Source organism: Streptomyces sp. SGAir0957, from assembly GCF_043523415.1.
The window spans coordinates 5,071,116-5,086,035 of the sequence record NZ_CP027293.1 but is presented as its reverse complement, the minus strand read 5'-3'; the positions used below and the strand labels follow the sequence as shown (position 1 = coordinate 5,086,035).

At 73.7% G+C, this 14,920-nt stretch carries 11 protein-coding genes; 7 read left to right on the top strand and 4 right to left on the bottom strand.

Features of this window, described 5'->3' with window-relative positions; translation table 11 throughout:
* Positions 1 to 65: 65 nt before the first annotated feature.
* A complete protein-coding gene (locus tag C1N81_RS27775; protein ID WP_394433536.1) occupies positions 66 to 3,668 on the top strand; it encodes a bifunctional glycosyltransferase/CDP-glycerol:glycerophosphate glycerophosphotransferase in 3,603 nt (1,200 codons plus the stop codon).
* Positions 3,665 to 5,236, top strand: coding sequence for a hypothetical protein (locus C1N81_RS27770; protein WP_394433534.1), 1,572 nt, complete (start codon positions 3,665 to 3,667; stop codon positions 5,234 to 5,236). Before C1N81_RS27775 ends, C1N81_RS27770 begins: the two co-directional genes overlap by 4 nt.
* A 3-nt stretch (positions 5,237 to 5,239) precedes the next feature.
* On the opposite strand, the gene C1N81_RS27765 is transcribed toward C1N81_RS27770, so the two are convergent.
* Positions 5,240 to 5,653, bottom strand: a complete 414-nt coding sequence (locus tag C1N81_RS27765; protein ID WP_394433532.1) for an organic hydroperoxide resistance protein — start codon at positions 5,651 to 5,653, stop codon at positions 5,240 to 5,242.
* Between the two features lie 108 nt (positions 5,654 to 5,761).
* On the opposite strand from C1N81_RS27765, the gene C1N81_RS27760 reads away from it, so the two are divergent.
* The 3 genes from C1N81_RS27760 (at position 5,762) to C1N81_RS27750 (ending at position 9,350) form a co-directional block, all read left to right on the top strand.
* Positions 5,762 to 6,250 (top strand): MarR family winged helix-turn-helix transcriptional regulator, encoded by a 489-nt coding sequence (locus tag C1N81_RS27760; RefSeq protein ID WP_394433531.1) that lies wholly within the window; start codon positions 5,762 to 5,764, stop codon positions 6,248 to 6,250.
* A 44-nt stretch (positions 6,251 to 6,294) separates the two neighbouring features.
* Positions 6,295 to 7,515 carry a glycosyltransferase 87 family protein gene (locus C1N81_RS27755; RefSeq protein WP_394433529.1) on the top strand — a complete coding sequence of 407 codons (1,221 nt, stop codon included), beginning with the start codon at positions 6,295 to 6,297 and terminating at the stop codon, positions 7,513 to 7,515.
* Between the two features lie 146 nt (positions 7,516 to 7,661).
* Positions 7,662 to 9,350, top strand: coding sequence for a glycosyltransferase family 2 protein (locus C1N81_RS27750; protein ID WP_394438282.1), 1,689 nt, complete (start codon positions 7,662 to 7,664; stop codon positions 9,348 to 9,350).
* A 33-nt stretch (positions 9,351 to 9,383) separates the two neighbouring features.
* Here C1N81_RS27750 and C1N81_RS27745 read toward each other — a convergent pair whose 3' ends face one another.
* The 3 genes from C1N81_RS27745 to C1N81_RS27735 form a co-directional block, all read right to left on the bottom strand.
* Positions 9,384 to 10,775, bottom strand: a complete 1,392-nt coding sequence (locus C1N81_RS27745; protein ID WP_394433527.1) for a threonine/serine exporter family protein — start codon at positions 10,773 to 10,775, stop codon at positions 9,384 to 9,386.
* A gap of 255 nt (positions 10,776 to 11,030) precedes the next feature.
* Complete coding sequence (locus C1N81_RS27740; RefSeq protein ID WP_394433525.1) at positions 11,031 to 11,735, bottom strand: LuxR C-terminal-related transcriptional regulator; 705 nt, start codon at positions 11,733 to 11,735, stop codon at positions 11,031 to 11,033.
* Positions 11,732 to 13,045 (bottom strand): PspC domain-containing protein, encoded by a 1,314-nt coding sequence (locus C1N81_RS27735; protein WP_394433524.1) that lies wholly within the window; start codon positions 13,043 to 13,045, stop codon positions 11,732 to 11,734. The genes C1N81_RS27740 and C1N81_RS27735 overlap by 4 nt, the downstream gene beginning before the upstream one ends.
* A gap of 173 nt (positions 13,046 to 13,218) precedes the next feature.
* Between C1N81_RS27735 and C1N81_RS27730 the strand changes: the two genes are divergently transcribed.
* Both C1N81_RS27730 and C1N81_RS27725 read left to right on the top strand, forming a co-directional pair.
* Complete coding sequence (locus C1N81_RS27730; protein ID WP_394433522.1) at positions 13,219 to 14,604, top strand: PspC domain-containing protein; 1,386 nt, start codon at positions 13,219 to 13,221, stop codon at positions 14,602 to 14,604.
* Entirely contained in the window at positions 14,594 to 14,797 is a 204-nt protein-coding gene (locus C1N81_RS27725) for a hypothetical protein (protein ID WP_394433520.1), read from the top strand. The genes C1N81_RS27730 and C1N81_RS27725 overlap by 11 nt, the downstream gene beginning before the upstream one ends.
* Positions 14,798 to 14,920: the final 123 nt, after the last annotated feature.

Below are 14,920 nucleotides of genomic sequence, written 5' to 3'. Positions count from 1 at the left end.
GGTCCAGACGGGCGAGCGCCGCCGAAAATGTTGTCATACACCCGCTTATCGGGCAAATACGCTGAATGTCACAAAAGCCTGGCCGCCGCCCCCGTCTCAGCGTCGTCGTTCCCGTCCACAACGTCGAGGACTACCTGGCCGAGTGCCTGGAGTCGATCGCCGCCCAGACCTTCACAGAGCTGGAGGTCGTCCTCGTCGACGACGGGTCGACGGACGACAGCCCGCGCATCGCCCAAGCCTTCGCGGACCGCGACCCCCGCTTCCGCTACGTCCGCCAGGACAACGCCGGACTGAGCGCCGCCCGCAACACCGGCGTGCGGCAGCTCGGCCCCGGCGCCGAGTTCCTCACGTTCGTCGACAGCGACGACATCGTGCCGCACGACGCCTACGAGCGGATGGTCGCGAGCCTGGACCGCACCGGCTCCGACTTCGTCACCGGCAACGTGTGGCGGCTGAGCGAGAGCGGGCGGCAGCAGGCCTGGCAGTACAAGTGGCTGACCCGGCGCCGCGAGCGCACCCACATCACCCGCGACGTCCAGCTCCTGTCCGACCGGGTCGCCTGGAACAAGGTGTTCCGGCGCGCGTTCTGGGACCGCCACCGCTTCACGTTCCCCGAGGGCAGGCTCTACGAGGACACGCCCGTCATGATCCCGGCGCACTTCCTCGCCGAATCCGTCGACGTGCTCGACAGCCACGTCTACTACTGGCGGGTGCGCGAGGGCTCCATCACCCGGCGCCGCACCGACGTGAAGGGCGTGCGGGACCGGATCGCCGCCTGCGACCACGTCAGCCGCTTCCTCGCCGAGAGCTTCGCCGACCGGCCCGAGCTGAAGAAGACGTACGACACCTCCTGCCTGCGCGACGACTTCGTCTACTTCCTCGACGGGCTGCCGATGGGCGGGCCCGAGTACCGGCAGGCGTTCTGCGACGGCACCGCGGACTTCCTGCGCCGCGCCGACCCGGCGGCGGCCGAAGGACTCCCCCTCCACCTGCGCGTGAAGTGGCACCTGGTCCGCGAGGGCCGCGTCGACGACCTCGTACGGCTCCTCTCCTTCGAGCGCCGCAACGGCACCGCCTTCCAGGTCCGCGGCGCCCTGCGGCGCAGCGCCGCCTACCCCGGCCTCACCCGGCTGCCCGACCGGCTCCTGCGGATCGGCAAGCGGGACATGCCCGTGGTGGCGCGGGTGCGCGAGGCGGCGTGGGACGCCGGGGGAAAGCTGCGGGTGAGCGGGTACGCGTACGTGAAGAACCTCCCCGCGGGCCGCCCCGGGCAGTCGGTGCGCGCGGGCCTGCTCAAGGCCGACGGCAGCCGCACCCAGGTCCGCCTCGTCCCGACCCGGACCGTCGCCGACCCGCTGGCCACCGCCAACTCCCGGCAGGAGCTGCACGACTACGACCACTCCGGCTTCACCATGACGATCGACCCGGAGAAGCTGAAGGTGAAGGGGCGGTGGCAGCCCGGCACCTGGAACCTCGGCGTCGTCGTCGCCGGGCACAAGCAGGTGCGCCGCGCCGCCCTGCGCGCGCTCGACGGCTCGGCCGAGCAGCACCTCGTCCGCGACCTCGGCGACGGCACCCGGCTCGCCCTCGGCCACACCAAGGGCCGCCTCGTCCTCAAGGTGGTGGCGTACGCGGCGCTCGCCGACGACCACCGCGCCGAGAACGGTGCCATGGTCCTCGGCGGCCGGCTCCTGAACGGCATCGAGCCGCGCTCCCTGCGCCTGACGCACAAGCACTCCGGCACCGAGTTCGACTTCCCGGTGACGTGCGCGGGCGGCCGCTTCCTGGTGCGGGTGCCGCTGGACCGGCTCGCCGCCGTGCCCGAGCCGCCGCACCGCGCGCCCAAGGAGGTCGAACCGCCGCACGGCGACCGCTGGCAGGTCAACTTCCGTCTGCCCGACGGCAAGTCCCGCTCGGTCGCGGCGGCGCTCGACCTGCCGCCTGGCCGCTACCGCGCCGGTGACCGCGAACTGTGCGCGACCGCCAACGACCAGGGCCAGCTCGTGATCGAGCTGACCCGGCAGCCGATCGCCGACCGGGCGGACTGGACCGACGACGGCTCGTTCGTCGTCGCGGGCACGGCGTCCGCGGAGTCCTGGGCCCGCCCGGAGCTGGTCCTGCGGCACAGCGCGACCGGCGAAGAGATCACCGCCGCCACCGAGCACGCGCAGGGCCGCTTCCGCGCGGCGGTCGCCGCGTCGGGGCTGTGGGAGGGCCGCTGGTACGCGTTCCTCCGGGAGGCGGAGGACCGGCACGGGGACGGTACGCCGGTACGGGTCCTGACGTCCCTCGGCACGGAGTTGCCCCGCCATCGCCCGGGGGCGGGTGCGGGCGCGGATACGGGTGCGGGTGCGGGCTCCGGCTCGGGCGCGGCGGAAGTCGCGCCGGGTTCGCCGGTGGGGCGGCGCGGGGAGACGGGCGGACAGGACGCCGCCCCCGTCAACCGCCCGGAAACCCGCGGACGCGACCTCACCCTCGACCGCCGCTTCGGCGACCGGCTGCTCGTCGAGGCCGGCCCCGCCCTCGCCCCCGCCGACCGCGGGGCGTACCGCCGGCACCGGCTGCGGACCGTCCACTACCCGGCCCAGCGGCAGCTCCCCCTCCAGGACGCGGTGCTCTACGTCGACGGGGACTCGCCGCGCGCCGTCCACACGGAGCTGGTGCGGCGCGGCACCGCCGTCGAGCACCTCTGGGTGACCCGTGACGGCCGCACCCACGTCCCGCCGACCGCGCGCGGCGTCGAGGAGTACTCCGCCGAGTGGTACGCGGCGCTCGCCCGCTGCCGCCGCGTCGTCACCGCCCACCAGCTCCCCGACTTCTTCGAGCGCCGCGAGGGCCAGACCGTCGTGCAGACCTGGGACGGCTCCCCGCTCAAGCGGATCGGCGCCGACCTCACCGACACCCTCTACGCCGACCACGACCAGCTGGCGCTGCTGCCGGGACTCTCCCGCCAGTGGGACGTCCTGGTCGCCCCGTCCCGCTGGTCGGCACCGCACCTGTCCCGCGCCCTCGGCTACGACGGCGAGATCCTCCAGGCGGGCTCGCCCCGCAACGACCTCCTGTTCACCACCCCCGACGCCCGCCGCGAACGGACCGAACGGCTGCGCCGCGACCTCTCCCTCGACCCGGACAAGCGGATCGTGCTGTACGCGCCGACCTACCGCGACCACCTGGCGCACTCCCCCGGCCGCTTCCGGCACGAGGCCGCGTTCGACTTCGCCGCCGCCGAACGCGAACTCGCCGGCGACCACGTCCTCCTCGTCCGCAAGCACCCGCAGGCGACGGGCCGCCTGACGGGGGCCCGCGCCCCGTTCGTCCGGGACGTCACGGACCACCCGAGCGCGGCCGAACTCCTGCTCCTGGCGGACGTCCTCATCACGGACTACTCGTCCCTGATGTTCGACTTCGCGCACACCGGCCGCCCGATGCTCTTCCACACCTACGACCTCGACCACTACCGGGACACGGTGCGCGGCTTCTACCTCGACTTCGAGGACCGCGCCCCCGGCCCCCTCCTGTCCTCGACGCGGGAGATCGTCACGGCGCTGCGCCGGCTGGACACGGAGGCGCCCCGGCACGCGGCGGCGTACGAGGCGTTCCGCACCGCCTTCTGCGACCTGGACGACGGGGGCGCGGCGGCACGGGTCGCGGAACGGCTCATGCGATGACCCCGCAGGACTCGGCGACGGTGGCGGCGCCCGCCCGGGGCGGGGCGCGCGGCGCCACCTCCCTGCGCGGGGGCCGCTTCTGGCGCCCCACGCCGTTCTTCGTCTTCGGCGGCCTGTTCTGGCTGGTGATGACGGTGGCGTACTGGCGGGTGCCGATGTGCTGCGACTTCGGCCAGCACGCGGCGGTCGTCGAGCGCCTCAGGACGTCCCTGTTCCACCCCCGCCACCCGATGGCGGACCTGCCGGGCGCGGGCAGCCCGTACTACTCCCCGTACGCGGTCGCCCAGGGCGTCTTCGCGCGGGCGTCGGGCCTCGCGGGCTGGGAGGTGGTGAAGCTGGCGGGCCCGCTGAACCTGCTGGTGCTGCTCACGGGCCTGAACCGGTTCGTGCGCACGCTGACGCCCCGGCAGTGGGCCCCGGTCCTGGCGCTGCTGTTCATGACCCTGCTGTGGGGCACGCGGACGGCGTGGTGGAGCGGCTACCTCGGCCTGCTCTCCATGACGGGAAACCTCGGCTACCCGTCGACGTTCGCGATCGGCCTGACGTTCTGGGCCTGGGCCTGGGCGAACCTGCTGCGCGGACAGAGCCCATGGTGGAGCTACGCGGGCCTGGGCGCCTTGGTGGGCCTGATCCTCCTGATCCACCCGATCTCGTCGGTAGCAGCGGTGATCGGAGTAACGGCCTGCGCAATCAGCGCGGCCAGGGGCGCGGGGAACGGCGCGAGCAACCACGACGGCGCGAAACGCAAGCAACTCACCCGCTGGGCAACGGCGCTACTGACCACAGCGGCGGTCACGTTGATCTGGCCCTACTACAACGTCCTGTCCCTGGTCGGAGACACCAGTGTCGATGACATCCACCGCCAGCTCTACACAGAGCTGCCCGCACGTTTCTGGCTGGCGCTCATCGGCCTCGCCCCACTGTGCATGCGCTTCGCGCGTGACCGCCGCGACCCCCTGGCCCTGATGTTCGCCCTGGACCTGCTGGTGATCGTCTACGGCTGGGCCACCGGCCACTACACGTACGGCCGCATCATGGGCCTGGCCCTGGTCCCGCTCCAGTTCTCGCTGGCCATCGCGCTCGCCGCACCCCGCCCCTGGACGTGGCCGCGCCGCGCCCTGGCCCTCGCCGGGACGGCGGGCGCCGCGCTCGGGTTCCTCACCGTGCAGGCCGGCGCCGTCATCCCGCGCGGCTTCGACCAGCCGCCGGACTGGCCGACGTACACGTGGGCGGCGCGTCATGTCCCGCCCGGCGACGTGGTCCTGACCAACGGGTACCGGCCGACCCGCTCCCTGCCCGGCTACGGCCCGAACCTGCTCGCCCCGGCCTGGCCCGACCCGGCGCTCGACGAGCGGGAACGGCAGCGCCGCCTGTCCGCGGTGCGCGCGTACCTCGCCCCGGACTCCACCCGCTCCGGACGGACGGCGATCGTGCGCCGGTACAAGGTGCGCTGGCTGCTCCTGGACAAGAGCCAGAAGCTGCCCGCGGAGGCGGTGATGGTGGCATGGAGCCCCCGGACCGGCGAGGTACTCGCACGGGTCGGCGGGGGCTCCGCGAAGAAGGGCTGACGGTTACTCGATGACGAGGTCGACGTCGATGTTGCCGCGGGTGGCGTTCGAGTACGGGCACACCTGGTGGGCCTGCTCGACCAGCTTGCGGCCCGTCTCCTCGTCGACCGAGTCGGGCAGTTCGACGCGGAGCACGACGGAGAGGCCGAAGCCCTCGCCCTGCTTGCCGATGGAGACCTCGGCGGTGACGGCGGCGTCGGTGACGTCCACCTTGGCGTTGCGGCCGACGAGCCCGAGCGCGCTGCCGAAGCAGGCGGCGTACCCGGCGGCGAAGAGCTGCTCGGGGTTGGAGCCCTGGCCGTTGCCGCCCATCGAGGTGGGGATGCCGAGCTGGAGGTCGATCAGACCGTCGGAGGAGACGGCGCGGCCGTCACGGCCGTGGGTGGCGGTGGCGACGGCGGTGTAGAGGGCGTCCATGAGGGGCTCCTTCGCGGGACTGCGGCGGTGGTGTCCTGACAGCCACAAGTAGAGCACGCAATTCAATTGTGCACAACTAGATGATGGCGTTCGGCTAACCTTGAGCACATGACCGATTCCCGCCCCGCCGTCGAGGTCGACGACCTCCTGAGGCTCGACTCGCAGATCTGCTTCTCGCTGAACGCCGCGTCCCGCGCCTTCGGCGGCGTCTACCGCACGCTCCTCAAGGACCTCGACCTCACCTATCCGCAGTACCTGGTGATGCTGGTCCTGTGGGAGGAGGCGGCGAAGGGCCCGGAGTCCGCGGCGGTCCCGGTCAAGCGGCTCGGCGAGCGGCTGCGGCTCGACTCGGGCACGCTGTCACCGCTGCTCAAGCGCCTGGAGGGGAACGGTCTCGTACGGCGTGAGCGCAGCGCGCGCGACGAGCGTTCGGTGAACGTGACACTGACGGACGCGGGCGCCGCCCTCAAGGAGCGCGCGGCGGAGGTCCCGCGCTCCATCGCGCGGGCGACCGGTTTCGAGCTGGCGGAGATCGAGGATCTGCGCCGCCGGCTGAACCGCCTGACGGAGGCGCTGGACACGGCGACGCTTGGCTGACCGTTCCGCACCATAAGCCGTAATGGGACATACGCTCCCATAGCGTGACTATCGACATGCGAGACCGGCTGACGGCCCTGGACCCGGTCCACCACAGCTGGGTCCGCCCCTCCCGCACCGCGCTCCCCGTCGTCTGGACGCTCACCCGCGCCGTCATGCTCGCGCTGCTCACCCTCGACGGCAGATACCCGCTGGGCGTGGGCGGCGTCGCGCACGAGGTGCACGCGCGGTACGCGCACTGGAGCGCCACCCTCGCCCACGGCACCTTCCCGACCGGCGACCCGCTGTGGCAGTACCCGCCGGGCGCGGGCCCGCTGCTCCTCGCGCCCGGACTGCTGCCGGGCCTCACGTACTTCCAGGCGTTCGTCGCCCTCACGCTCGCCACGGACGCGCTCGTCACCTACGTACTGTCGCGCGGCGACCGTGATCCGCGCGGCGCCTGGCTGTGGGCGGCGGGCCTCCCCCTCCTGCTGCACGTACCGCTCGCCCGCTACGACATCGAGGTCACCGCCCTCGCCGTCGTCGCCCTGCTCGCCCTCGGCCGTGCCCCCCGCGCCGCCGGCGCGCTCGCGGCGCTCGGCGCCCTGGTGAAGGTGTGGCCCGCGCTGACCCTGCTCGGAGTGGAACCCGGGCGGACGGCCCGTCAGGTCTGGGGCACGGCCGTCGCCGCCGCGGCCGCGATGCTCCTGGTCCTGGCGCTCGCCTTCCGCGCACCGCTGTCGTTCCTCGGCGGGCAGGGCGGACGCGGTGTGCAGATCGAGTCGCTCGGCGGGACGGCGCTCGCCCTCGCCCGGTTCGCGGGCTGGCCGGGCCGGGTCCGCTACCGGTACGGGTCGATGGAGTACGTCGGCCCGTGGGTGGACGTCGTGGCGACGGCGTCGCTGGCGCTGACGGCGGTGGCGTTCGCGGTGCTGCTGTGGTGGCGGGTGCGGGCCCGGCGCCACACGGCGGCGACCCCGTACGACGCGGCGCTCTGCGCGGTGCTGCTGTTCACCGTCACCAGCCGCGTGATCAGCCCGCAGTACCTGGTCTGGCTGCTCGGCCTGGCGGCGGTCTGCCTCACGTCGCGGCGGACGACGCAGCGGCCGGTCGCGCCGCTCGTGCTCGCGGCGGCGGGCCTGACCGGGCTCGCGTACCCGGTCCTGTACGAGGACGTGATGACCGGGACGTGGGCGGGCGTCGGGGTGATGGCCGTGCGCAACGCGCTGCTCGTGGCGGCGGCGTGGGTGTCGTTCCGCGCACTGTGGACGGCGACGAGGAGGTAGCCGGGCGCGGCAGGCACCCCATGATGAGGTGGCCGGGCGCGGCGGGCACCCCACGAATAGGTGGCCGGGCGCGGAGGGCGCCACGGACGGGCGCCTTACTTATCGGACAATCAGCCCAAACCCATAGGATTTCCCCTGTGAATCCCGTGGACCCCGCAGACACAGACGCGCCCCCCGCCCCTGCCGTCACGGTCATCGTGATCGGCTACGACGACGCCGCCCACGTCGCCGACGCGGTGCGCTCGGCGCTCGCGCAGGGACCGGCCGTCCGCGAGGTGATCGCGGTCGACGACTGCTCCACGGACGGCAGCGGCGCCCTGCTCGACAGCCTCGCCGCCCGCGAACCCCGCCTCACCGTGCTCCACCGCGCGGCCAACAGCGGCGGCTGCGGCACCCCGCGCAACGACGGGATGGACCGCGCCTCCTCCCCGTACGTCATGTTCCTCGACAGCGACGACGTGCTGCCGCCCGGCGCCGTCGACGCACTCCTCGACGCGGCCGGGCGGCACCGTGCGCAGGTCACCGCCGGACTGTGCGTACGCCGCGAACTCCCCTCCGGCCGCGAGGTCCCGTGGCAGCCCGACCTGTACGCGAAGGAGAAGGTCCTCGCGGACCCGGAGAAGCGCCCGCGCCTCGTCCAGGACACCCTCTGCGTCAACAAGCTCTACCGCGCCGACTTCCTGCGCGCGCACGCCATCCGCTTCCCCGACGGCCGGTTCGTCTACGAGGACTTCGTGTTCGGGGCGCGCGTCCTCGCCGCCGCCCCGCGCATCGCCCTGATCCCCGACCGGGTCTACATCTGGCACGTGCGCCGCGCCGCCGGGAAACTCTCCCTCTCCCTCGACCGCGCCTCCGCCTCCAACTGGCAGGCCCGCCTCGACGCGCACCGCCAGTCCGTCACGATCCTCCTCGACGCCTCCCGCAAACGCCTCGCCCGCGCGGCCCGCGCCGCCTTCCTCGACCACTCCCTGCGGATGTACGCGCGCGAACTCGACCTGCGCGGCCCCGCGTACCGCGCCGAGTGGTGGACCCGCACCCGCGCCTACCTGGAGACCTTCGACACCGCCGACTTCGACGCGGCCCCGGCCCCGGGCCGCCTCGCCGGCCGCCTGATCCTCGCCTCCCCGGCCCCCCGCGACCTGCCGCGCCTGAAGGAGATCGCGGCCCGCCCCGCGCGGCTGCTCCCGCCGTACGCGCGGGCCCCCGACACCACACCGGTCTGGTCCCCCGACCTGCCGCAGGTGAGCCTGGAGCACGTACTGCACCGCCCGATGCACCTGCTCCCCGTGGCGGTAGGCGGCGCACTGCGCCCCGGCATCCGTGGCACCCGCCTCACGCTGACACTGCACGAGCTGTACGGGCGGGTGGCGGACGCGGGTCCGCGCGCGGCGGAGGTGGAGCTGGTCGAGCGCAAGCGGGGCGCGGTGGTGCAGCGCAGGACGGCACCCTTCGCGGAGTGCGGGCCGGACGAGGACGCCGACGACCGGACCTGGGTGGCGTCGACGACGCTCGACCTGTCGGCGCTCGGCCGCCCCGGCACCTGCGACCTCCGCGTCCGCCTCACCTTCGCCGACGGCACCCACCGCGACACGACCCCCCACGCCTCACGCGGCCCCGGCCTGCTCCGCCGCACAGCGGTCCCGAGCCGCCGCCACGGGATCCTCCTGGCACAGCCCTACGCAACGCACTCGGGAGCGCTGGCCCTGCGGACGGCGACGGGGGTGCGGGGGGTGCTGTCGGTGGCCCGAAGACGAGCGGCCCGCCTGCTGACTTCCACCCCAATTGTTGGCCGACCCGGTTCAAGCCCCGCCAAATCAAGCCCCTCCGGCGCTTGAGGAGCGGGGTCCGGGGCAGAGCCCCGCGACCTTCTAACCAGCCCCCCGAACCCTCCGAACAAGCTGCCCAACTTCCCCGGACAACCCAACCCCCACGGCCAGCGCCAGCGTCACCGCCGCCACGTTGACCATCCCGGCGATCCCCACCGTGGTCCGGCCGGAGGCCAACGCCCCGAGCGCCGCATAGAGCGCCCCGCCCGGCAGCAACGGCGCGATCCCGGGCACGACGAGCGGCAGCGCGGACTCACGCCGCCGCCGGGCGAAGAAGTGCCCGGCACCACCGACGGCGGTGGCGACCAGGGCGGTGCCCACCAGCGACGAGAACCCCAGCACCTCGAACTCCACGGAGACGACGAACCCCGCGAGGCCGAGCGCGGCAACAGGCAGCCAGTCGCGCCCCGGCGTCCGTGCCCGCGCCGCGACGGCGACGGCGAACACGACGGCGCCGACCCCCGGCGCCCCGAGATGCTCGGAGCGCCGTACGGACGGCACGATCGGCACGGCGAGCCCGACCAGTTGCCCGATCCCGAGGACGGCGACGACCCCGGTCACGACGGCGGCGAAGACGAGCAGCGCGTCGGTGAGCCGCCCGAGCGCGGTCAGGTAATGCCCGGCGAGGGCGTCCTGCACGGCGCTGACGAAGGTGACGGTGGGCAGAAGCCCGAGCACCCCGGCCACGACGACGGCCTGGACGGCGGACGGCGGAGCGAACCGGCTGACGGCGAGGGCCATGACGGCGGCGGGCATGGCGGCGACGGCGTACCGATAGAAGGCGGGCACCCCGTTGCGCCCGAGCCACCCGCTCAGCAGCCCGCCGAGGACTCCGGCCACGAACGAACAGACAGAGGTCAGCGGCCCGCCACCGAAGACGGGCCCGCCCCCGGCCGCGACGAGCCCGGTCTGCACGGGCGCCCGCCACCGCGCCCAGCGCCGCCCGCCGGCGTCCGCGGGCGCGTCGAGGATCCGCCCGGCGGCGGCCCGCGCCTCGTCCAGCGTCAGCGCGTGCGAACTGATCCGCCCGACCAGTGCCTGCAGATGCCCGAGGGCGCGGAAGTCGGTGGCGTGCCGCCGGACGTGCCGGGTGGCGTGCAGCGGCGTCAGCTCCCCGGGCGCGTAGGCGGACAGCGACACGGAACCGAGCGTGACCCCGGGCTCGCAGTAACTCAGCCCGTACGTCTCGGCGGTGACGAGAATCCCCGCGACCGCCTCCTCGGCGGAGGCCCCGTACGACAGCAGCGCCTCCCCGACCCGAACGGCCAGGTCGGCGACGCGCGCCCCGTACGCCTGCAGGTCCGCGCGCCCGTCGTCGTGCAACAACTCCCCGCCGAACCCATAACTGCTCATCGGTTCGAGCCCCCGCAGCCGCGGCAGGGCCCGGGCCAGCCAGGGGGCGGGCAGGGTGGCGGTGTCGTTCCTCACAGACATACAGATGGAGCGTATCGGACATATCACCCATACGGACCAGTAACTACATCTCAGCCACTCTCGCCCACGTCCTCGCCGAACACCTCGGCGACATCGACAGCGTCCGCCCCAGAGGACCGTCCTCCGTCAGGTCCGTCGGCATGACGGTGACTCTGGTGGGTGCGGGCCGCGATCGTAGGGAGCAACTGGGCGTTCACGCAGGTGAGTTGCAGGTATTCATCCGTGCGAGCGAACGCCCCGTAGCCTGCCGGGCGGTCAGACCAGGCGCCGGGCCGTCGCCCAGCGCGTCAGTTCGTGGCGGTTGGAGAGCTGGAGCTTCCTGAGGACCGCCGAGACGTGGGACTCGACCGTCTTCACCGAGATGAAGAGCTGCTTGGCGATCTCCTTGTAGGCGTAGCCGCGGGCGATCAGCCGGAGGACCTCGCGCTCGCGCTGGGTGAGGCGGTCCAGGTCCTCGTCGACCGGGGGCGCGTCCGTGGAGGCGAAGGCGTCCAGGACGAAACCGGCGAGGCGCGGGGAGAACACCGCGTCGCCCTCCTGCACGCGGAAGATCGAGTCGACGAGGTCCGTGCCGGTGATCGTCTTCGTCACGTAGCCGCGGGCGCCGCCGCGGATCACGCCGATCACGTCCTCGGCCGCGTCGGAGACCGAGAGGGCCAGGAAGCGGACGGGGTTCTCCGCGTCGGCCATCAACGGGGCGCTGCGGCGCAGCACTTCGACGCCGCCGCCGCCCGGCAGGTGGACGTCGAGCAGGACCACCTCGGGGCGCGTCGCCGTGATCACCGTGACCGCCTGGTCGACGTCGGCCGCCTCGCCGACGACCTCGACGCCCGTCGTCTCCGTGCGGCCGATCTCCGCCTGGACCCCCGTACGGAACATGCGGTGGTCGTCGACGAGGACGACGCGCACGTGCCGCCCGGGTCCCTCCGCCGTGGTCCGCGCCGCCTCGTCGTCCGTCATGACGTCCTCTCCGCCCTCTTCATGGTCAGTTCGACCTCGGTACCGCCGTCCGGGACCGCCCGCAGCCGGGCCGTCCCGCCGTTGCGCTCCATCCGGCCGATGATCGATTCTCTTACGCCCATACGGTCGGCGGGCACCGATTCCAGGTCGAAGCCGGGCCCCCGGTCCCGTACGGAGACGAAGACCTCGTCGCCCTCGACCTCCGCGTACACCTGGACCGCCCCGCCCTCGCCACCGTACTTGGCGGCGTTCACCATCGCTTCCCTCGCGGCCTGCATCTGTGCGCGCAGCGCCTCGTCGAGCGGGCAGTCGCCGACGACCACGACCTCCAGCGGCACCCCGTGCTTGTCCTCGACCTCGGCCGCGTGCCGCTTGACCCCCTCGGCGACCGTCTCCGGCTCCTGCGGGTTCTCGGCGGCGGCCGGCTTGTAGAGCCAGGCCCGCAGGTCGCGTTCCTGGGCGCGGGCGAGACGGCGCACCTCGGCGGGGCTTTCGGCGTTGCGCTGGATCAGGGTGAGGGTGTGCAGGACGGAGTCGTGCACGTGGGCGGCGACCTCGGCGCGCTCCTGGGCGCGGATGCGCATGAGGCGCTCCTCGGAGAGGTCCTGCGTCATGCGGATCAGATAGGGACCGGCCAGGAGCGCTATGCCGACCAGGACCGCGAGCGCCGCCTGGAGGATGGAGCCGAGGTGTTCCGTGGCGCCCTGCGTGACGAAGATGCCGGTCACGCCCGCGCCGACGAGGACGACGCCCGCGGCGGCGCGGGCCAGGTTCAGGGTGCGCTTGCGGCGGCCGACCTCGGCCCAGCGGGCCCGCCGCGCGTTGTCCGCCTGGCGCCAGACCAGGGCGACGCCCGCGCCGACCAGGACCGTGGGGACCAGGTAGGCCTTGGTGTTGCCGGTGAGGTTCACGTTCTGCACGAAGATCATCGCGACGATGACCATCAGCAGCAGGGCGAGGATCTGCCCCTTGTCGGGGCGGCGCGCGACGAGTCTGCGCCGCCCGTCCGGAGCGGTCTCGGTGGCCAGCACGGTGGGACGGTCCGTCCCCACCCCGCCCACGCCGAGCGGCACGAAGAACCAGAACGCCGCGTAGAGCAGGGCGCCGAGACCGTCCGCCATGAACAGGCCCGCGAAGACGAGCCGCACCCACACCACCGGAAGCCCGAGATGCCCGGCGAGACCCCGCGCGACACCGCCCAGCCAGCGGCCGTCGCTGCTGCGGTAGAGCTTGCGGGGCGGCCCCGGGTCCCGGGCGTCCCGGGACGCCCCGGGGTGCTCGGCGCGGGGGGCGGTCGCTGCTTCCTGCATACCCCGATCGTCACACGGCGTACGGGGGCGGGGCATCAGGGTCGGCCCCTTAGAGGCCCCTGATCCCGCAGCAGGTACCAGGGCGTACGGGGAGGGGTCTCAGGGGCGATCTCAGGGTCCGGCCAGGGTTGTCCCGACTGCCGCGCGCCGCGCCCGCCCGTCACCATGGACGTATGACCGAGCAGCCTCACGACGCGGTGCGTACCGCGGAGAAGGACACGGCGCCCACCGCGGAGAAGGACACCGCCCCGGCCCCGCTCCGCCGATTCCGCCGCGACCGGCGGTACAAGACCCTCGGCGGCGTCTGCGCGGGCCTCGGCCGGCACTGCGACATGGACCCGGTGATCTTCCGGATCGGGCTCGCCGTGCTCTCCGTGACCGGCGGCGTCGGCCTCGTCTTCTACGGCTTCGCCTGGCTGTTCGTGCCCTACGACGACGAGGACGAGAACGAGTTCCGCAAACTCCTCACCGGCCGCGTCGACGGCCCCGGACTCGCCGCCATCGTCACGGCCCTGGTCGGCTGCGGCGTCTTCCTCTCCATGCTGAACAACGTCGGGGCGTTCACCTTCGCCGTCGTCCTCGCCCTGCTGCTCGCGGGCGCCGGCTACTGGTCGCAGCAGCGCCGCACCGCCGACCCCGACCCCGTCGCCGCGCAGGCCGTGGCCGACGCGCCGCCCGAGGCACAGGCACCACCCGTCTCGCCCGCGCCGTCGTGGTGGCGGGACCCGATCGTCAAGGACGGTACGTACGTCGGCGGCACCGGATACTTCTGGGGCCCGCCGGACAGCGAGGATCCCGGGGCGACGGCGCAACGGGCCGCCGGACGCGGCGGACCGGTCGCCGGACGGCCCGGCGGGGCGGCGGCGCGGGCGCGCGGGCCGCGCGGCATCGGGGGGCTCACCTTTCTCGGGGCGCTCGTCGCCGGGGCCGCGGGCGCGGGGGCGTCCTGGGAGTCCCGTACGTTCGGCGCCAGCCTGCAGACCGGGCTCGCCTGCGCGCTCGCCGTCTTCGGACTCGGCATCGCGATCAGCGCGTTCCGGGGGCGGACCGCGGTGGGCACCTTCTTCTGGGCGGTCGTCACGGCCGGGCTGCTCGTCGCGTCCGCCGCGCTGCCCGCCAACATCAGCACCGAATGGGCCCGGACGAACTGGACCCCGGCGAACGCGGCCGAGCTGCGTCCGCAGTACCAACTCGGCTCCGGCGTCGGCACCCTCGACCTCTCCGCCGTGGACGTCCCCGACGGCCGCACCGCCACGACGCACCTGGAGGTCGGGGCGGGCCAGGCCAAGATCGTGCTGCCCCGGGGCGAGACGGTGCGGCTGCGGGTCGAGGTCGGGCTCGGGGACGTCCAGCTGCCCGGCGACGAGAAGAACGACGTGGACGTCCGCCCCGGCGTGGAAAAAACCCTGACGCTTCGAGGTACCGGTGACAAGGCCGGTGCCGGTGACGAGGGCGGGGGCGGTGACGAGGGCGGGGGCGGTGACGAGGGCGGGGGCGGTGTCCTCGAACTCCACGTAGAGGTCGGACTCGGACAAGCGGAGGTGTCCCGTGCGGCATGACTTCCACCCCGGCCGCCTGCTCGCGGGCCTCACGCTGCTGGCCACGGCGCTCGTCTACTTCGGCGACGCGGGGGGCGCGTGGGACGCGCCCTGGTTCGTGGGGATCCCGATCCTTTGTGGGGGGTTGGGGGTGGCGGGGGCGGTGGGGACGGCGACCCACGCGATGCGCCTCCGGGCGCGGGCCAGGGGTTGAGCGGGCCTGCCTGCCGTGTGCGGCTCTCGTCGTGGCTGGTCGCGCAGTTCCCCGCGCCCCTCGGGATGCGGCTACGCCGCTATCCCCCGTCTTAACGTGCGGCTCTCGTCGTGGCTGAGCGCG

Coding starts and splice junctions, on each gene's coding strand:
- C1N81_RS27775 (WP_394433536.1), top strand. CDS start 66: ATGTCACAAAAGCCTGGCCGCCGCCCCCGTCTCAGCGTCGTCGTTCCC.
- C1N81_RS27770 (WP_394433534.1), top strand. CDS start 3,665: ATGACCCCGCAGGACTCGGCGACGGTGGCGGCGCCCGCCCGGGGCGGG.
- C1N81_RS27765 (WP_394433532.1), bottom strand. CDS start 5,653: ATGGACGCCCTCTACACCGCCGTCGCCACCGCCACCCACGGCCGTGAC.
- C1N81_RS27760 (WP_394433531.1), top strand. CDS start 5,762: ATGACCGATTCCCGCCCCGCCGTCGAGGTCGACGACCTCCTGAGGCTC.
- C1N81_RS27745 (WP_394433527.1), bottom strand. CDS start 10,775: ATGTCTGTGAGGAACGACACCGCCACCCTGCCCGCCCCCTGGCTGGCC.
- C1N81_RS27740 (WP_394433525.1), bottom strand. CDS start 11,735: ATGACGGACGACGAGGCGGCGCGGACCACGGCGGAGGGACCCGGGCGG.
- C1N81_RS27735 (WP_394433524.1), bottom strand. CDS start 13,045: ATGCAGGAAGCAGCGACCGCCCCCCGCGCCGAGCACCCCGGGGCGTCC.
- C1N81_RS27730 (WP_394433522.1), top strand. CDS start 13,219: ATGACCGAGCAGCCTCACGACGCGGTGCGTACCGCGGAGAAGGACACG.